The organism is Sorangiineae bacterium MSr12523, from assembly GCA_037157775.1.
Taxonomy (GTDB): domain Bacteria; phylum Myxococcota_A; class Polyangia; order Polyangiales; family Polyangiaceae; genus Pendulispora; species Pendulispora brunnea.
On record CP089982.1, the window covers coordinates 3,647,733 to 3,666,250 of the forward strand.

Below are 18,518 nucleotides of genomic sequence, written 5' to 3' on the forward strand. Positions count from 1 at the left end.
CCGAAACCATGTGGGTACTTCGACGGCGGCACGTGGCCGCAAGCTTCCTTGTTCTCGCAGCTTCCCTCGTGAGCGCCTGCAAACACGGCGAGAGCGGCGGCGACAAAAAGGTCACCCTCGGCCTTGCGGTGGCCAATCTGCAGGCGGACTTCTTCAACCAGATCAAGACCTCCGTCGAGGCGGAGGCTGCGGCCAAAGGCGTGGCCGTCGTCGTGGCCGATGCCAAGGGCGATGCCACGACGCAGGTGAATCAGATTCAAGACTTCATCACCCGGCAGGTCGACGCGATCATCTACATCCCCGCAGGCGCCACCGCCGCGGGCGTGCCGGTGAAGGCCGCGCGCGATGCGAAGATCCCCGTGGTGACGGTGGATCGCAATCCGCCGGACCAGCCGGGCGACTCGTTCATCGCCACCGACAGCGTCGCGGCTGCGAAGGCGCTCGGCGAGTACGTCGTCCGCGTGACCGGTGCCAAAGGCAACGTGGCCATCTTGCAAGGCCAGATTGGCACCACCCCCGAGATTGCCCGCGACACCGGCTTTTCCTCGGCGCTGGGCCAAGCGCCGGGACTTCGCGTGATCGCGCAGCAGTCGGCCGATTGGGACCAGGACAAGGCGTTCTCCGTCGCGCAGAACATGTTGCAAGCGAACCCGCAGATCGATGTCTTCTTCGGCCGCGCCGATGCCATGGCCCTCGGCGCGGCGCAGGCCGTGCGGGCGGCGGGGACGAACCGCACGGTGAAGATCGTCGGCTTCGACGGCGACGTGGCCGGCCTCAAAGGCGTTCGCGACGGTGTGATCGATGCCACCATGTGCCAGCAGACGCAAAAAATGGGGCGCATGTCCGTCGACACGGCCTTGGCGCTTCTGCGCAAGGAGTCGGTGCCCAAAGAGCAACTGCAGGACGCGTTCTTGGTCACCAAGGACAACGCCGCGCAATACCTCGAGAAGCACCCCTGATGTTGCGCGTACGCGGCGTCTCCAAGCGGTTCGGGGCGACGCAAGCGCTCGCCGAGGTGGACTTCGACGTCGCGCCGGGCGAGGTCGTGGCGCTCCTCGGCGAGAACGGAGCGGGCAAGTCGACCCTGGCGAGCATCGTGGCCGGCGTCCTCCCGCCCGATCGCGGCACGATGACGTGGCAGGGCCGCGCCTACGCACCCTCGTCGCCGCGCGAGGCGCAGCGCGCGGGCATCGGGCTCATTCACCAGGAGATCCGTTTGCTCCCGGATCTGACCGTGGCCGAAAACGTCTTCCTCGGGCGCCTTCCCGCACGCCGCGGCTGGCTGGATCGCGCCACGATGAACCGCACTGCGCGCGAGCAGTTGCAGCGATTGGGGCTCGACCTCGCACCGGACCGGCTCGTGCGCGGCCTGTCGGTGGCCGTGCAGCAGCAGATCGAGATCGCCAAGGCGCTCACCTTGGATGCCAAGTTGCTCATTTTGGACGAGCCCACCGCCGCGTTGGGCGGCGAGGAGACGGAGCATCTCTTCGAGCGCATCGAGGCGCTGCGCAAGGGCGGCATGTCGTTCATCTACGTGAGCCATCGTCTCGAGGAGATCGCCCGCATCGCCGACCGCATCGTGGTGCTGCGCGATGGGCATTGGGTCGCGTCGCACGAGACGGGCAAGGTGCCCATTCGGCGGCTCGTGGAAGAGATGGTCGGCCGCAGCCTCGAGCGCATTTTCCCTGACTTTGCGGCACCTGGCGAGCGTGAGGTGCTGCGCGTCGCGGGGCTTTCCGGTGCGGGCTTCCGCGATGTGTCGTTTCACGTGCGGGAAGGGGAGGTGCTCGGCATCGCGGGCATCGTCGGGGCCGGGCGAACGGAGCTGGTTCGCACCTTGGCGGGCGCGGATGCCGCGGTCTCGGGCGAGATCCACCTCGAAGGCCGCCCCTTGCGTTTGCGCGGTCCGCACGACGCCATCGAGGCCGGCATCGTGCTCGTTCCCGAGGACCGCAAGACCGAGGGCCTGCTGCTCGACCGGCCCGTCGCCGACAATGTCGCTTTGGGCAACCTGGATCGTATCGCCGCCCGCGGATGGCTTGGCCCGCGCCGGGTTCGTGGCTTCGCGGGCGAGGCGACCGGTCCGTTTCGCATCAAGGGAAACGACGCTCAGCCGGTGGGAACCTTGTCCGGCGGCAACCAGCAAAAGGTCGTCATGGCCAAATGGCTCGCCCGGCGCCCGCGCGTGGTGCTCCTCGACGAACCCACCCGCGGCATCGACATCGGCGCCCGCGCGGCCATTTACGACGTGATGGCCGAGCTTACTCGCGCGGGCGTGGCCGTGATCGTGGTCAGCTCCGAGCTCGACGAGGTGCTCGGCCTATCGCACCGCGTGCTCGTCTTGAGCCGCGGGCGGCAGGTCGGTCTTCTCGATCGCGCCGAGGCATCCAGTGTCACCGTGATGGGACTCGCCACGGTATGATTCGACGTATGAAGCGAGACGAACCGACGGCGGTCGCCGCCGTCGCGCCCCGCCGGCCCAACCCGCGCGCCCCCGCGTCCGATCTGTTGCGCCTGCTGACCAAGGTGGCGCGCCTTTACCACGAGCGCGGCATGCGTCAGCCGCAGATCGCGCAGCAGCTGCACATCTCGCAGCCGCGCGTGTCCCGTTTGCTGAAGCAGGCGGCGGACATCGGCATCGTGCGCACGGTGGTGGTGCCGCCGGGCGGCGTCTACACCGATCTCGAGGACGCCATCGAGCATCGTTACGCCATCGACGACGTGGTCGTGGTCGAGACCGACGGCGACGACGATGAAGACGTGATTGCCGCGTTGGGCGGCGCCGCGGCCGTGTACCTGGAAACGACGCTGACGGGCGGCGATCGCGTGGGCCTTTCGTCGTGGAGTGCGACCTTGCTCGCGACGGTGGAGGCCATGCGCCCGCGACCGCTGCAGGTGGCCGAGTCGGTGGTGCAGATCATCGGCGGTGTGGGCAATGCCAAGGCGCAGGTGCAGGCCACGAGGCTCACCGGTCGCCTTGCGGAGCTCACCTCGGCGGTCCCCGCGTTTCTCCCCGCGCCGGGCCTGGTGTCCTCCAACGCCGCACGCGCCGCCCTCGCCTCCGACGAGATGGTGGCCGAGGTGATGAGCGCATGGCAGCGGCTCACCATGGTGCTGGTGGGCGTGGGAAGCCTCGAGCCTTCGCCGCTGCTCCGTGACAGCGGCAACGCCATCGCCGCCCCCGAGCAGGAGGCCCTGCGCAGCCTTCACGCGGTGGGCGACATCTGCCTTCGCTTTTTCGACGAGAACGGCGCCTTGGTGAAATCGCCGCTCGACGAGCGAATTCTGGGCATCTCGGCCGAGCAATTGCGGCGCATTCCGCGCCGGGTGGGGGTGGCCGGCGGGCGCCGAAAATACGCAGCCATCCGCGCGGCGCTGCGCGGGGGCTGGCTCAGCGTTCTCATTACGGACATCGGCGTGGCGCGCCGCCTCGTCGAAGAGCCCGTGCAGGGGGTGCGGGCCTAACCCGTAGCCCGAAGATTGGAGTCTTTCTCGTGGAGGAACCCCGACCATGACCGCACCGTCCTTTCGCCTCGATCAACGTGTCGCCTTCGTCACCGGTGCCGCCAGCGGCATCGGCCAGCGCCTCGCCCTTGCGCTCGCGGAGGTGGGCGCGGACGTGGGCTGTTTCGACCGCCCCGGCACGGACATCGAGGCCACGGTGCAGGCCATCACCGCCGTGGGCCGCCGCGCGATCGCGCTGGAAGGGGACGTGACCCAAGCGCGTGACCTCGAACGCGCCGTTTCGGTGCTGGAAGAGCGCCTTGGGCCGCTGCGCCTCGCCATCAACAACGCGGGCATCGCCAATGCGGCGCCGGCCGAGAATATGCCGCTCGAGCAATGGCAAAAGGTCATGGACGTCAACGTCACGGGTGTCTTCCTCTCGTGCCAGGCCGAGGCTCGCGCGATGTTTCGCCACGGGCAGGGCGGGGCGCTGGTCAACATCGCCTCGATGTCCGGCACCATCGTGAACCGCGGCCTTCTGCAAGCGCACTACAACGCCTCCAAGGCCGCCGTGATGCACCTGACGAAGAGCCTCGCCATGGAGTGGGCTTCGCGCCGCATCCGCGTAAACAGCATCAGCCCCGGCTACACGGCGACCCCCATGAACCGCCGCCCCGAGGTCGCCGACCAGATGAAGCAATTCGAAGCCGACACGCCCCTAGGCCGCATGGCCAGCGTCGACGAAATGGCCGGCCCCGCGATCTTCCTCCTCAGCGACGCCTCGAGCTTCTGCACCGGCATCGACCTCCTCGTCGACGGCGGCTTCGTCTGCTGGTAACGGCGCTAGGCGTCGCGGCGCCGAGAGAGAAGATTCACAGGGAGACGGGGAGGCGGGGAGTTTTTTTGGTTTTCAGTTGGCTCCGTTGGCCAATTGAAAACCAAAAAAAGCCTCGGTGCGCGGTGGGATTCGCGCCGTATCCCTCCCCGCCTCCCCCCCTCCCTGTGAATCTTCTAGTGCATCAAATTGAGTTGCGCGAGTTGCAACCGGCCTTCCGGGGCGAAGTGCGAATCCGGGAATCGCCGCAATAGCGCGCGCCACGTGTTTTTGGCGTCGTTCCAGGCCTGAATGTCCATTTGGCAGAAGGCCAGTTGGTGAAGGGCGTCGTCCTGGATTTCCTTGTCGGGGGCGTTTTCCGAGAGGTGCGTCAGCATCGGAATCGCATCGCGCTGCCGGCCCAAATGACGGTAGGCGTCGGCGAGGCCCAGCTGCACGCTCGACGAGATGGATGAGTCCTCCTTGTACTTCAGCGACTCCTCGTAGAGCGTCGCCGCCTCCTGCCAGCGCTGCACACGGGCCTTGTCCACCGCCTGCTGGAACTGCAGCAGCGCCAGCTCGTTTTTCGCCTTTTCCACCGCATCGGTGAAGGCAGCCGTCTCGGCCTTGGACAGAGGCTCTTTCTTGATGGCCTCCCACTGCTCGACCACCTCGGCGCGCTTGCCTTGGCGAATCAGCTCGAAAAACTGCGCCGCCTTCACCTCGGCGCGGGCGCGGTCCTCGTCGCGCTTCAAAATCTCGCGCGCTTCCTTGCGCAGCCGCTCGTTGTCGGCAGCTTTCTGCTCGATTTCCACCTTGATGGCGTCCACCCGCGCATCCCAGGCGAATTTCAGCGCCCCAAGCACCACCACCACGAACACCACGTACGCCGTCGCGCTGTTCAAGGTCAGGCGCCGTTCGTAGGTCTGTTGCCGTTTGGCGATGGACTTGATGTCCGCGCTGAGCGCGTTCGTCAGGTTGTTCGTCTTGATGACGAGCCCGCGCGATTCGATGATCTCGCGCTTAATCTCCCGCAGCTCCTCGTCGACCTCATGCATCGTCTGGTACCAGCCGGCGCATTTAGCACGCTTTTCTATGAAATTTGAGCGCCAGGCGCCTTGCAGTGTGGCGTGTTCGCGTGCTACCCCTCGCCCGTCTCCCATGAGCTCGACCACAGACATCCGCAAAGGTCTTCGCATCCAAATCGACGGCGTCCCGTACCACATCGTCGAGCACCAGTTCGTCAAGCCCGGCAAAGGGCAGGCGTTCACGCGCTGTCGCGTGAAAAACCTGGTCAACGGCAACGTCATCGAGCGCACGTGGAAATCGGGCGAGTCGGTGGAATTGGCCGACGTCGAAGAGCGGAAGATGACCTACTCCTGGGAGGAGGCCGACACCTTCGTCTTCATGGACACCGCCACCGGCGACCAGATCCACGTGGAAAAAGACAAGGTTGGCGATGCCGCCCGCTTCCTCGGCGAAGGCCTGGACGTGGAGGTCACCCTCTTCAACGGCAGCGCCATCGGCGTGGATCTCCCCGCCAACGTCATCATGCAGGTCGTCGAAAGCGAGCCTGGCATCAAGGGTGACACCGCCAGCGGCGCCACCAAGCCCGCCAAGCTCGTCACCGGCGCCACGGTCAACGTTCCGCTCTTCATCAAAGAAGGCGAGTGGATCAAGGTCGACACGTCGACCGGGCAGTACCTCGAGCGCGTCAACAAGTAGCCCGGTCTGCTGGCCAAACGTCGCCTGGCGACGAACAATGTGAGGAATGCGGCATCCGGGGGGTGTGCGTTTCCTCGCATTTTTGGCGGCCTTTGCAGCATCCATTTCGACCAGCGCGCTGGTCGCATCGTGCAGCGATTCCTCATCGCCTCCACCCGTGGTGGACGCGGCGTTGGATGCCGCGGTCGATGCGAACGAGGACGGGGCCGTAGCCTTGGGGCTGCCGTGCGCCGTCGACAACGTTCTCGCGCGAAATTGCCGCAGTTGCCACTCGAACCCGCCGCAGTTCGGCGCGCCCATGCCGCTGGTCACGTGGGAGGACCTGCAGGCGACGTCGCCGGCGGATTCGAGCGCGAAGATTTACCAGCGCATCGGCGTGCGCATCCACAGCAACGACGATCCCATGCCCAAGCCGCCCAACCCGCGGCTGGGCATCGCGGACCTCGCCATTCTGGACGATTACATCGCCACGAGCGCCCCGCGTTCGGGCAATTCGTGCACGACCGTGGGCGCGGACGGCGGGCCGGTGCCGCTGGGGTGCACGCCCGACGTGCACATGGTGCCAAAGGGCCGGTGGACCATGCCCAAGGATCGGCCGGACGAATACGTTTGCTACGGCTTCGACATCACGCAATCGACCAAGCGCCACGGCATCGCCTTCGCGCCGAAAATCGACAACACGCGGCTGGTGCACCACGTGGTGCTCTTTCAATCGGACGATCCGGTGGACACCACACCGCACCCTTGCAGCCCGGTGGGATCGCTGGCGTGGCGGCTCGTGTTCGGGTGGGCGCCGGGCGGCCAGAACCTGCTCTTGCCACCCGAGGCGGGCTTCCCGCTGGAGGGCACGAGCCATTACGTGGCGCAGATTCACTACAACAATGCGACGGGCGCAGAGGGCCAGAGCGATGGCTCCGGTTTCGACCTGTGCACGACCTCCGAGCTGCGCCGCTACGACGCCGACGTCATGGCGTTTGGCTCGCAGAACTTCGAAATCCCTCCGCAAAGCCGGCACGACATCGGGTGCACCTTCACGGTTCCGTCCTCGTTCCAAGAGGTGCACACGTTTTCCGTGATGCCGCACATGCACAAGCTCGGCAGGGCGCTGGTCAACACGCTTTATCCAGCGAACGATCCGGCAAATCCGGTCGATATGGGGGCGCAATCCGCATTCGACTTCAACAACCAGGTCTGGATGCGCATCGACGCCACCCTACGGCCTGGTGACCTCGTCAAAACCCGTTGCGCTTGGACGAATACGACACAATATGACGTTTCCTTCGGACAAAACACCGAGGATGAGATGTGCTACGCCTTCACCATGTACTATCCGCGCATCGACAGTTCGGGGTGGACCTGGGCACTCCCCGCCGCCGCCGCGCGGTGCAGCAAATCGGAATGACGCCATCAACGTGACTGGAGAGCAAAGAAATACGTGACGGAGATCTACGGTAACAAAACAGGTCTCTCGCCCGCGGCGGTGCGCACGTTGGAGCGCATCTACCGGCGGCGGGTTCCCATCGAACATTTGACCACGCCGGAGCTGGTTCGCTCCCTGGTCGACGCTTCCGTCGAAACCGGGCGCCAAGTTGGCGCGCTGGTGCATCGCTCGGGGCAGGTCGACTACGTCGTCGTGGGCGATGCCGGCAAGTTGATGCTGCCTGACATCGGGCGTCTGCGCGCCGCCGAGGGTCGCTTCCGCGGCCTGCGGTTGATCCACACGCACGTCCGCGGGGAAGCCCTTTCGCGCGACGACTTGGTGGACCTCGTGCGTATGCGGCTCGACTTGGTGGCGGCCATTCAAATGGCGCCGAGCGGGGATCCGCGTTCGATCATGTACGCGCACAACGTGCCCGGCAATCCGCCGTACCGCGAAATCGGCCCGATGCCGCTGTCCAAGGTGGACGTGCACGTCGGCCAATTGATGGCCGATCTGGAGCGCGAGTTTTCGACCTTGTCCGGCACGCGCGCCGTCCGCGCCAAGGACGGGCGGGCCATTCTGGTGCACGTCTTCGACAAGAGCCGCTCGCCGGGCGGCGCCGGTATGGCCGAAGTGTCCATGCGCGAGCTGCGCGAGCTGGCCTACACCGCGGGCGTCGAGGTGGTGGACTCCATCGTGCAAGGCCGCGAGCACATCGATCCGAAGTTCGTCGTGGGGCGCGGGAAGCTCGACGACATCATTTTGCGGGCCGTGGAGCTGGACGCCGACGTCCTCGTGTTCGACCGCAATTTGACGCCGGCACAGGCCTCGGCCATCGCCAAGACGAGCGATCTCAAGGTCATCGATCGCACGCAGCTCATTTTGGACATCTTCGCGCAGCGCGCGGAGGGCCGCGACGGCAAGCTGCAAGTGGAGCTCGCGCAGCTCAAATACAGCCTGCAGCGCCTGGGGCAAAAGGACGACTCGCTGTCGCGCCTCACCGGCGGCATCGGCGGACGCGGTCCCGGCGAAACGAAGCTCGAGATCGGGCGCCGCCGCGCCAAAGAGCGGGTCACGCACCTGGAGCACCAGCTCAAACAATTGGCCAAACAGCGCGAGCAGCGCCGCCGAAAGCGCACGCGCGAGGGCATCCCCATCGTGGCCATCGTTGGGTACACCAACGCGGGCAAGAGCACCTTGCTCAACACGATGACCGGGGCCGACGTTCTGGCCGAGGACAAGTTGTTCGCGACCTTGGACACGCGTTCGCGCATCCTCAAGGTCGGCTGGGCCGGTTACGGCGACCGTGAGGTCGTGCTGACGGACACCGTGGGGTTCATTCGCGATCTGCCGAAGGATCTCTTCGCCGCCTTCCGCGCGACGTTCGAGGAAGCGGCCGATGCGGACGTGCTCCTTCACGTGGTGGACGCGTCGGATCCGGACAAGGAAGGTCACATCCAGACCACGGAGAACCTTCTCGCCGAGCTCGACCTCGATGGGATCCCGCGCATCCTCGTCTACAACAAGGCGGACTTGCTGGAGCCCATCAATGCCAAGGCCATGCTTCGTGCGGCGCGTTCGCACGAGGAGGCGGAGGTCGTGATGGTGAGCGCGACGCAGCGCGAAACGACCCTGCCGTTGATCGAGTCCATCGCGCGCAAGCTCGAGGGTCGATGGGATGCCAGCGCCAAAGGTGGGTGGGCCAATGCGGCGGCTCCGGTGTCGGAAGAACTCGAGGTTTCCCCTGCAGAGGACGGCACGGAGCTCTTCGAGTCATCGCATCTGTCCCATCAAGGGAGCCTGCACGAGATGCTGGCGGCCGCCGGAAAGCGTACGCGCCGCGTCAGCGTAAGCTCATGATTTCTGGCGGAGGATGCGGTACGAACGCTCCATGAGTGAGCCGCGCATCGTGCGTGCCCCGCGGGGCACCGAGCTTTCGTGCAAAGGGTGGATTCAAGAGGCCGCGTACCGGATGCTCCAGAACAACCTCGACCCCGAGGTGGCGGAGCGTCCGGGCGATTTGGTGGTCTACGGCGGCACCGGCAAGGCGGCGCGCACGTGGGAGGCGTTCGACGTCATCCTGCGCGAGCTGCGCGATCTCGGCAACGACGAGACCTTGCTCGTGCAATCCGGCAAGGCCGTAGGCCGCTTCCGCACGCACCCGGACGCCCCGCGCGTGCTCATCGCGAACTCGAACCTCGTGCCCAAATGGGCCACGTGGGACGAGTTCCGCCGGCTCGAGGGCCTCGGTCTGACGATGTACGGGCAGATGACCGCGGGCTCGTGGATCTACATCGGCTCGCAAGGCATCCTGCAGGGGACCTACGAGACGTTCGTCGCGGCGCGCAAGGTCTACGCGAAGCGCCATCCGGGCAAGACGCCCTGGGTGCTCACCGCGGGCCTCGGCGGCATGGGCGGCGCGCAGCCGCTGGCCGCGACCATGGCCGGTATGTCCTGTCTCGCCGTCGAGGTGGACCCGTCGCGCATCTCGAAGCGGCTCGAGACACGCTACGTGGACGTTCGCATCGACGATCTGGACGCGGCACTCGCGCGCATCGAGGAGGCGGACAAGAGCGGCACGCCGGTGAGCATCGGGCTCTGTGGCAACGCCGCCGAGGTCTTCCCCGAGCTCGTGCGTCGCGGCATCGTTCCGCCGCTGGTGACGGAGCAGACGAGCGCGCACGATCCGCTCAACGGCTACGTGCCCGCGGGCTTCTCGTTGGAGGAGGCGGCCAACCTGCGCAAGGAAGACCCCGAGGGCTACGTCGAGCGCGCCAAGGCCGGCATGCACGACACGGTGGAGGCCATGCTCGCGTTCCAAAAGGCGGGCGCGGAGGTCTTCGACTACGGGAACAACATCCGCGCCGGCGCGACCGATGCGGGCCTCGCGAACGCGTACGACATCAAGGGCTTCGTCCCGCTGTACGTGCGCCCGCTCTTCTGCGAGGGCAAAGGTCCCTTCCGTTGGGCTGCGCTCTCGGGCGATCCGGCGGACATTGCTGCCACGGACGAAGCGGTGCTGTCGGTGGTTCCCGGTGACGAGGACCTGCGCCGCTGGATCACCCTGGCGCGTGAGCGCATCCAGTTTCAAGGGCTGCCGTCACGTATCTGCTGGCTCGGATACGGCGCACGCGCCAAGGCCGGGCTGCTCTTCAACGAATTGGTTCGCACGGGCAAGGTGAAGGCGCCCATCGTCATCGGGCGCGACCATCTCGATTGCGGTTCGGTTGCATCGCCGAACCGCGAGACGGAAGGGATGAAGGACGGCTCGGATGCCATTGCGGATTGGGCCATCTTGAACGCGCTGGTCAACACGGCCGCGGGCGCGAGCTGGGTGAGCTTCCACCACGGTGGCGGCGTGGGCATCGGCAATTCGCTGCACGCCGGCATGGTGGTCGTCGCCGATGGCACGAAGGAGGCGGCCGCCCGCCTCGAGCGCGTTCTCACGAGCGATCCGGGCATGGGCGTCATTCGCCACGTCGACTCGGGCTACGAAGAGGCGGCTCGCTGCGCCGAGGCACATGGCGTGCACGTACCCCATCGCACGCGGTAGCTGCGTCGTGTTATGGCATCTAACGTGTCGAACGGATCCAACGTGGCAAACCTGAACAACTCGAATGGCGTGACGGGTGCGACGGGCGTGGCGAAGTCCATCGTGGTGGCCACACATGGCCACTGCTTCGATGGGCTTTGCTCCGCGGTGCTCTTCACCCGGCTGATGCGGCATTTGCATCCGGGGCAAGAGCTCCGCTTCGAGTACCACTCGTCCGGGTACGGCCCCGGTCAAAACGGGGTGGACCCGAAGCTCCTCGTGGGCAACGAAAACGCGATCCTCGACTTTCGCTTCAGCGCGCACCCGTCGCTCACGTGGTACTTCGACCACCACGTGAGCGCGTTCCCGAACGAGGGCGACCGCGAGACGTACGAGGCCCACGTGGCGCGGGTGAAGGGTTTGCCGCCGACGGCACGCCGGATGTTCCACGACGGCGGCTACACGTCGTGCACCAAGTTGATTGCGGACGTGGGCGCGAGCGTCTTCGGGCTCGATCCCGAGCCGACGCGCACCTTGGTTTCGTGGGCCGACATGATCGACTCCGCGGCGTTCCCCAATGCGGAGATGGCCGTCTCACGGCACGAGCCGGTGCTTCAGCTGATGACGGTCGTGGAAAACAAGGGCAACGATGCCTTCCTGGAGATGATGGTCCCGCGGCTGCTCGAGCAGCCGCTCGAGGACGTGGCGCGCGCGCCGGACGTGGCCACGGCCTACGAGCCCCTCCGCGCGGCGCACGAGTCGTTCATCGAGCTGGTGCGCAACCACGCGCAGCCGATGGACGGCGTCGTTCTGGTGGATCTGACGGACCAAGTCATCGACGTCGCTGGCAAATTCGTCACCTACGCGCTGTACCCCGAGAGCCAGTATTCCGTGCTGGTGACGCGCGGCAAGACGAAGTGCAAGCTCTCCATCGGCTACAACCCATGGTCTCCCGTCGCACGCGACCACAACATCGCTTCCATCTGCGAACGCCACGGCGGCGGCGGCCACCCCGTCGTCGGGGCCATCTCGCTCACCGCCGACCAAGTCGACCGCGCCCGCTCCCTGGCCCGCGAAATCGTCGCCGAGTTGCAAACGCCGGAAGCAGATCTCGCCTAGAGGCTCAGGGCCTCAAACTCAAACTCAAACTCAAACTCAACCTCTGCCTCGCACTCGCACTCGCACTCGCACTCGCACTTAACCTCTGCCTAGCGTTTCGCGCTGGAACGTTCGCTCACCGTGAACGTGGCCCCGCACTCACTTGAACAGCGCTCCGTCCGATGGAGATCGAGGCAGAGGTTAAGTGCGAGTGCGAGTGCGAGTGCGAGTGCGAGTGCGAGGCAGAGTTAGAGGCGGAGGCAGAGTTAGAGGCGGAGGCAGAGTCAGAGTCAGAGGCTGGAGCGCAGTGGCTAGTCGCAGTCCACCGGGAATGGTTGCAACCCCGGGGGTTGCGGCTGTTGGAAGATGTCGCGCGGCAGGGGCGGGTTCCAGGTGACCTCGTCGTAGCGAAATAGGACGTCTTCCTCGAGGCCAGGGACCTCCACGTGCACGCGGCGCGGGAGCTCGGCGGTGCAGACGGCGCCGCTCGGTGGGATGGGGGCGTCGATGCCCTCGGGGTCGACGCGCGGCTTGGCCATCGCCGTCGAGGTGTGGCCTTCGAGCTCGGCGCGGTAGAGAACCAGGCCCTGTTGCCGCACGATGACCTCGAGCACGCGCATCCGCTGCTCGCTCCACGGCTTGCCCAGATCCTCGGGGCGGGGCGTCATGTGAATCTCCTCCGTCGTCGAGTTCTTCCCCTCGAACGTCACGACGTAATAGCCCTTGCTGCTCCACGCGATGCGGCTCGTATCCGCGAGGCCCGCCCGCGCGCCGTGCACCAGCACCGGCGCTTCCCCGCGCAGCAAATCCACGAGCACGGGCCCGGGGACCGGCACCGACGTAAGCCGGGCGATGTTGCACGCCTTCGCGGGGCCCGAGTAAAAGCGCTTGTCGCGCAGATCAGCCAGCGCGAAGCGGCTGCCGTCGCTCGTCAACGTGGCGACGTTCACGCCGAATGGGCTCACGATATCCATGCGCAGCCGAGCGGGCACGGCGACCATCATCAGAAGGTCCGCGCGGATCCGTTTCACCGGCCCCTGCTTGCCGAAGTGATCGATCTTCGCCTTGGCCTGCACCGCCACGCACGAATCGGTCGTGGCGTGCATCCGCGCCACGGCGGCGTCCGCGTTGGGCAACTGCGAAGCGGGCGGCGGGGCGCTCGCACAACCGAACGAGGCCAGCGCGAGCGAAGCCAACGAAGCCAGCGGAAATGACGCGGGAACCAAGGGGAGGCGCGGGGTCATGAGCTGCCGGCACCGTACCACGCCGGAGGTCCGTCGCTCGCGACGGCCGACTTTCGACGCAGCGGGAGTGCTAAGAAGAGCGGGAACCGATGATCTCGCCGCTCGATGAAACATGGCGTTCTCTGCTCGATGACGTGGCCCGCGAACGAAAATGGCCCACCTCGTCCGACGTAAAGCGGCTTGCCTCCAATGTCCGCGCCCTCTCGTCGGCGTACAACGATGGCGCCCAGGCCCCCGCCGCCCGCGCCCGCAGCGCAGATGCCCTTGGTGCGAGGCTCCTCTTTTCCTTCCCGCGGGACGTCCCCAAAGGCGCGGCCGCCGTGCGCGAGCTCCTCTCCGCCGGGCTTCTCCGCATTCCCGCCGACCGGCCGCTGCGCATCCTCGACGTGGGCGCAGGCCTCGGCGCCATGACGTGGGGCATCGTGCGGGCGCTGGCCGGCGCCGGCCAAAGCGGCGCCGTCGAAGCCTTCCTCGTCGACGAAGACCCTACGGCCATCGAACTCGCCGCGCGCATTTTCAAGCGGCGCGCCGGGGAAGGGAACGTGCGCATCACCGCGCGCTGTACCTCCGGAACCGTGGACGATGCCGCCGCCCGCACCGACGCCACCTTCGACCTCGTCATCGCCGGGCAGCTCTTGAGCGAGCTGCATCGCGATCGCCCCGATCCGGAGCGCGTCACCCGCCACGTCGAGCTCGTCCTCTCGCTTCTGAAGCGTGTGCGTGAGCACGGCGCCCTGGTCATCGTGGAGCCCGCCCTTCGCCCGCGCACGCGGCATCTGCACGCCGTGCGCGATGCCCTGATCACGCCGCCCCGCCCGGGGGTCACTTTGTTTGCGCCGTGCCTGCACGCCTCGGCGTGCCCCATGCTCACCAACCCCGGCGACTGGTGCCACGAGGACCTTCCCGTGAACCTCCCGGCATGGCTCGTCGACGTCGCCCGCGGGGCCGGCCTGCGCTGGGAGGGGCTTACCTACAGCTACCTCATCTTGCGCCGCGATGAGGCCCAGCTCGCTGGAAGCCTCGTCCCCGCCCAACCCGACGGAATGCGCCTCCGCGTCGTGTCCGACCTCATCGTCACCAAGGGCAAATGCGAGGTCTTTTTGTGCAGTGAAGCGGGGTCTCTCGTCCGTCCAGCCCGCCTCGATCGCGCCCACTCGGAGACGAACGCGAGCTTTCGTTCACTGGTTCGTGGCGATCTCGTCACCATTCAACCCTTCAGTGAGCGGCGCATCGAACGCGAAACCTCTGTAAAGAGATGCTCATCATGATGCGCGGCCTCTACGGGATGTTGGATCTGGGAACCTTGGATGCGCAGCGAGTCGCCCCCGTCGACTTCGCGAAGCAAATCCTCGCCGTGCGGCCCGCGGCGTTGCAGCTTCGCGCCAAGGACTTCCCGCCCCGGGAGATGCTCGCGCTCCTGCGCCTTCTCTTGCCGCTCTGTCGCCGCGCCGGCGTGCCGCTCGTTTGCAATGACCGCGCGGACCTCGCGGTCCTTGCCGGTTGCGACATGGTGCACCTCGGGCAAGACGACGCGCCCATCGACTTCGTCCGCCGCATCTCGCCCGGTCTGCGCGTCGGGCTGTCGACGCACAACCTCGAGCAGCTCGCACGCGCCCTCGAATCGCGTCCCGCGTACGTCGCCTACGGGCCCGTCTTCCCCACGAGCACCAAGCGCAACCCGGACGACGTCGTGGGCATCGAGGGCCTGCGCGCGGCCTCTGCGCTCGCGCGCAGCCATGGCACGCCGCTCGTGGCCATCGGTGGGATCACCCTCGAGCGTGCGCCCCTCATCGCGCCCTGGGCCGATTCGGCGGCTGTCATTGCGGGCCTCTTCGACGACGTGCGAACGCCGCGCGAGATGGCCGTCGCCTTCCACGCCGCGCTCGGCGGCTGCGCGGCGGAGCCGGCAACGGCCGGAGTGTAATGAGCCTCATCGCCGCGGCGCTTCTCGTTGCAGGTGGCGCGTTCGTCGGCGGATGGCTCGCGCGGGCCACGCGAAAGGTGCCCGAGCTTCCGAGCCCCGAAGGTGAGGGCGATTCGGACGAAGCGAACGACGGCCTGGGGGCACCCAAAGTCGACCCCTTCGCAGCCTTCGGGTGCCGGCTCGGGGACGTCGTGCTCGCGAGCGACGGCGAAGAAGCATGGCTCGAGAGCGCCATCGTCTTCTCCGAAGAGGTGCCCGTGCTCGTCCTCTTCCTCGCGCCCAACGCCGGTGCCGATCGCGCGGTGCTCGTCCGGCCGAAGCCGCACGAAGATCTCGTCTGGCTCACGGCGGCACCGCACATGGCCGAAGCCTCGAACTGGGGCCCGAGCGAGGAGCCGCCCTCCTCCTTGGTGCACCACGGTGAGCGCTTCGAGCGCCTCCGCCGCCTCCCGCTTTCGGCCGAGCGGCACGGACCCTCCGCGCCGGATCTCGGTGACGTCGTATTATTTGCAGAATACAAGTCGGCAACGGATCGCCGCCTGGTCGCCATCCTCGCCGGCACGCGCGTTCTCGTGTGGGAAGGGCGCATGCTCGGCCCCGGCCTTTACGAGGTGCTACCGAGTCAGTCTTCGTAGGCGGCGCCGGCGCACCACGCCGAGCCACGTGAGCGCGAACAGCCCCGCGAACCCGCCCGTCGCCGTCGAGCCACCGCTCGACGAGCAGCCACCCGACGAGCCGCTGTCGATCTCTTCGTTTTCGCCGTTCCCGCCATTGCCGCCGCCCGCATCCGCATCGCCGCCCGGCGTCCCGCCCGCGTCGGTGCCCGGGCCCGCATCCACGGCCTCGCCCTGAATGGAAATGTTGGCGCAGTGGTAATAGAAGCAATTCGGGTCGTGCTCGCCCATGAACTCGAGCACCTGCAAGGTGCACTTGGTGCACGTCACGTTGGACGGCAGCACCACGCGCATCGTCTGCGGTCCGCGAAACGGAGCGTCGTGCACGAGCAGCCCATCGCCCAACACGGGAAACTTGGGCTGTTTCTCGATGTCGGCGCTCCCGCACGGCGACGAGCCCTCCGTCACCTTCGGATCCTTCGGAAGCTCACTGGGAGCGTTCACCGCGAGGGCCACCCGGTAGTGCCCGGGGTGAAAAACCGTCTCGTTGATGGAGATGTCGACCGCCTGCCCCGGCCGATACGTCGTCACTTGCCCCGACGGCGTTCCGGTGTTGCTTCCGCAGGGCCCAACCTTTTGCGGATTGCCCTGATCGTCCTGCACCAGCGACGCCGCGGGTGCATTCAGGTGAAAGTGGGCCTGCGCCGCGGGCGCCACCACCGTCATTCCCGTGCCCGCGACCACCGCGAGCGCACGCGCCCGAAACGTCCCGAAATTCATTCACACACTCCTCATGCGCACCATCATGGATTCCACCGCCAGCTGCGCAGAGGCGTTGGCATCCACATCCCGTGCCGCCTGCAGGGCGAGGGCATAACGTGCTGCGGCGACATCGGCCTGACGGTCCCCGTTGGCCGCCGTGGTGCGCGCCCGTTCCGCGAGCCGAACGGCTAGGGCAAATAGCGCTACCTCTAGGGAATCTTTGTTCTTTTTCGCCTCCTCGGCCAGCTCCAAGGCGATGCCCATGTCGGGCGAATCCAGTGCGGCGAGCGCCTTCTCCACGAACCGCTGGCGCTTCCCGTTCTCGTCGGGATCGGCCAGGGCCAGTGCCGTGGCCATGCTGCCATTGGCCAGGCTGGCCATGGTGCGCGCTTCCTCCGCATCCACGTTCCGCGCGGCGAGAAGCTCGGCCACCACCCCATCGGGCAGCGGCGCAAAGCGCACGCGCAGGGTGCGCGACCGGATCGTGGGCAGCAGCGTGTCCGGCTTCGAGCACAACAGAATGAAGTGCGTCCCCCTGCCGGGTTCCTCCAGCGTCTTCAAAAGCGCATTCGCCGCGGCGATGCTCAACTCGTCGGCGCGCCGGATGATGAACACCTTCGCCCGGCCTTCGTGCGGCGGAAACGCGGCCCGCGCCAGCACCAAGGTGCGCACTTGGTCGATGGAAAGCTCCGTTGCCTCCGGCGTGCGCCGCCCGATCTGCGCTGGCTCGTACAGGCCGCGCTCGAGCACCATCACGTCGGGATGCACCGGTTTGCCCGATTTCGGAATCACCCGCTTGCACGCGGAGCATTCGCCGCACGCATGCGGCCCGCCCTCACGCCGCTCGCAGACCAAAGCTTGCGCAAGCCCGAAGGCCGCAAGCTCTTTTCCCACGCCGTCGGGTCCGTCGAACAGGTACGCATGGTGGACGCGTCCGTTGGCGAGCGCCCGCTCCAAGGTGGCGATGGCGGTGGGCTGGGCTTTTACCTGCAAAAGAAGGGAAGGCGACGACGACGTCATGGATCGGATGGACCGTAGCCCACCGGATCCATTCAGATCCACACGCATCCGCCACGGCGCAGCGTGAGTGCATACTGCACTTGGAATTCCGGGCATCGGCCTGAGGAACGCGCGTTGCTAGGCACGCAAAGCGATGGTGAAACGCCCGCTCCCGCCGCGACCCTCGGTCAAGTTCCCCCCGCGTCCGAAAAAGAGGCTGCCAAACGACGTGGAGTCGGCGCCTACGATCGAGCTCGATCCGGACATCGACATGAGCGCCGAAGATTGGGCGACCTATGTCGACAAAGAGCCGTTCGCGCTGGCGCACCAACGCCCGCCACGCGCCGCCGAAGGGTGGGCCACCGGCAGGACGGCCATTTTCTTCGAGGCCATCGACGATCTTTTTGCCACGATGCATGCCCTGCCGCATTGCGAGACCACTGCGGAGGCGGCGAGCTTTTGCCTCACCGCGGTGCTGCGGGCGCTTCCATCGCGCATTGGGCTCGTGCAGATCTACGATCCCGAGGTGCAGCAGTTCGTCGTGGTGTACGCGCAAGGGGAAGGCAGCGAGGACCTTCTGATGATGCGCACCGAAGAGGCCGACCCGCTCATCACGCAGGCCATGACCCAAGGCGCACCACGCTCGTTCCACTACGAGGAAGGCGGCACCACCGAGGAGCGGCCGGCCAATCGCCACGCGTTCTTCGGCCCCGTGCGCAGTGTTCTCGTGGCACCGGTGAGCGACAAGGGCCGCTACCTCGGCGTCATCGAGCTTCTCGACCCGGCCGACGGCTCCTACTTCGACGCCCGCGCGGAGAACACGCTGTCCTATGTGGCGGGGCGCTTTGGCGAGTTCCTCGTCCGAAAAGGGGCGACCATCGGAAACATCGTGGGCCCGAGCGCACTGGCGCGCTCGGCAATGGATGCCGCGATGAGCTAACC

The 18,518-nt window shown here is 66.8% G+C and carries 17 protein-coding genes; 13 read left to right on the forward strand and 4 right to left on the reverse strand.

Annotated elements, in window-relative coordinates; translation table 11 throughout:
- The first annotated feature begins 8 nt into the window (after window positions 1–8).
- Genes LZC95_14720 through LZC95_14735 form a run of 4 tightly spaced genes read left to right on the forward strand, consistent with a single transcriptional unit; the run spans window position 9 to window position 4,282 of the window.
- Window positions 9–959 carry a sugar ABC transporter substrate-binding protein gene (locus LZC95_14720; protein ID WXA98082.1) on the forward strand — a complete coding sequence of 317 codons (951 nt, stop codon included), beginning with the start codon at window positions 9–11 and terminating at the stop codon, window positions 957–959.
- Window positions 959–2,422: a sugar ABC transporter ATP-binding protein gene (locus LZC95_14725; GenBank protein ID WXA98083.1), complete on the forward strand. Its 1,464-nt coding sequence runs from the start codon at window positions 959–961 to the stop codon at window positions 2,420–2,422. The genes LZC95_14720 and LZC95_14725 overlap by 1 nt, the downstream gene beginning before the upstream one ends.
- 8 nt (window positions 2,423–2,430) lie before the next feature.
- On the forward strand, window positions 2,431–3,465 hold the full coding sequence (locus LZC95_14730) for a sugar-binding transcriptional regulator (GenBank protein WXA98084.1): 1,035 nt from the start codon (window positions 2,431–2,433) through the stop codon (window positions 3,463–3,465).
- A 46-nt stretch (window positions 3,466–3,511) separates the two neighbouring features.
- Window positions 3,512–4,282 (forward strand): SDR family oxidoreductase, encoded by a 771-nt coding sequence (locus LZC95_14735; protein WXA98085.1) that lies wholly within the window; start codon window positions 3,512–3,514, stop codon window positions 4,280–4,282.
- A gap of 173 nt (window positions 4,283–4,455) precedes the next feature.
- Here LZC95_14735 and LZC95_14740 read toward each other — a convergent pair whose 3' ends face one another.
- Entirely contained in the window at window positions 4,456–5,316 is an 861-nt protein-coding gene (locus LZC95_14740; GenBank protein ID WXA98086.1) for a tetratricopeptide repeat protein, read from the reverse strand.
- Between the two features lie 103 nt (window positions 5,317–5,419).
- Here LZC95_14740 and efp point away from each other — a divergent pair, with 103 nt between their 5' ends.
- The 5 genes from efp to LZC95_14765 are packed head-to-tail and all read left to right on the forward strand — an operon-like array spanning window position 5,420 to window position 12,054.
- Window positions 5,420–5,983 (forward strand): elongation factor P, encoded by a 564-nt coding sequence (gene efp, locus LZC95_14745; GenBank protein ID WXA98087.1) that lies wholly within the window; start codon window positions 5,420–5,422, stop codon window positions 5,981–5,983.
- A 46-nt stretch (window positions 5,984–6,029) separates the two neighbouring features.
- Window positions 6,030–7,385, forward strand: a complete 1,356-nt coding sequence (locus LZC95_14750; protein WXA98088.1) for a peptidylglycine alpha-amidating monooxygenase — start codon at window positions 6,030–6,032, stop codon at window positions 7,383–7,385.
- Window positions 7,386–7,418: 33 nt separating this feature from the next.
- Complete coding sequence (gene hflX, locus LZC95_14755; protein ID WXA98089.1) at window positions 7,419–9,263, forward strand: GTPase HflX; 1,845 nt, start codon at window positions 7,419–7,421, stop codon at window positions 9,261–9,263.
- Between the two features lie 31 nt (window positions 9,264–9,294).
- The gene (gene hutU / locus LZC95_14760) at window positions 9,295–10,956 is read left to right on the forward strand and encodes a urocanate hydratase (GenBank protein WXA98090.1); all 1,662 of its coding nucleotides are present in this window, start codon (window positions 9,295–9,297) and stop codon (window positions 10,954–10,956) included.
- Window positions 10,957–10,980: 24 nt separating this feature from the next.
- A complete protein-coding gene (locus tag LZC95_14765; protein ID WXA98091.1) occupies window positions 10,981–12,054 on the forward strand; it encodes a hypothetical protein in 1,074 nt (357 codons plus the stop codon).
- 290 nt (window positions 12,055–12,344) lie between these two features.
- On the opposite strand, the gene LZC95_14770 is transcribed toward LZC95_14765, so the two are convergent.
- On the reverse strand, window positions 12,345–13,277 hold the full coding sequence (locus LZC95_14770; GenBank protein WXA98092.1) for a hypothetical protein: 933 nt from the start codon (window positions 13,275–13,277) through the stop codon (window positions 12,345–12,347).
- Between the two features lie 89 nt (window positions 13,278–13,366).
- On the opposite strand from LZC95_14770, the gene LZC95_14775 reads away from it, so the two are divergent.
- Genes LZC95_14775 through LZC95_14785 form a run of 3 tightly spaced genes read left to right on the forward strand, consistent with a single transcriptional unit; the run spans window position 13,367 to window position 15,836 of the window.
- Window positions 13,367–14,545 (forward strand): small ribosomal subunit Rsm22 family protein, encoded by a 1,179-nt coding sequence (locus LZC95_14775; GenBank protein WXA98093.1) that lies wholly within the window; start codon window positions 13,367–13,369, stop codon window positions 14,543–14,545.
- Window positions 14,542–15,201 carry a thiamine phosphate synthase gene (locus LZC95_14780; protein ID WXA98094.1) on the forward strand — a complete coding sequence of 220 codons (660 nt, stop codon included), beginning with the start codon at window positions 14,542–14,544 and terminating at the stop codon, window positions 15,199–15,201. Before LZC95_14775 ends, LZC95_14780 begins: the two co-directional genes overlap by 4 nt.
- A complete protein-coding gene (locus tag LZC95_14785; protein WXA98095.1) occupies window positions 15,201–15,836 on the forward strand; it encodes a hypothetical protein in 636 nt (211 codons plus the stop codon). Before LZC95_14780 ends, LZC95_14785 begins: the two co-directional genes overlap by 1 nt.
- On the opposite strand, the gene LZC95_14790 is transcribed toward LZC95_14785, so the two are convergent.
- Both LZC95_14790 and LZC95_14795 read right to left on the reverse strand, forming a co-directional pair.
- On the reverse strand, window positions 15,816–16,595 hold the full coding sequence (locus LZC95_14790; protein ID WXA98096.1) for a lytic polysaccharide monooxygenase: 780 nt from the start codon (window positions 16,593–16,595) through the stop codon (window positions 15,816–15,818). The two genes, LZC95_14785 and LZC95_14790, sit on opposite strands and share 21 nt — an antisense overlap.
- Window positions 16,596–17,597 carry a DNA polymerase III subunit delta' gene (locus LZC95_14795; GenBank protein ID WXA98097.1) on the reverse strand — a complete coding sequence of 334 codons (1,002 nt, stop codon included), beginning with the start codon at window positions 17,595–17,597 and terminating at the stop codon, window positions 16,596–16,598.
- A 208-nt stretch (window positions 17,598–17,805) separates the two neighbouring features.
- Between LZC95_14795 and LZC95_14800 the strand changes: the two genes are divergently transcribed.
- A complete protein-coding gene (locus LZC95_14800; GenBank protein ID WXA98098.1) occupies window positions 17,806–18,516 on the forward strand; it encodes a hypothetical protein in 711 nt (236 codons plus the stop codon).
- Window positions 18,517–18,518: the final 2 nt, after the last annotated feature.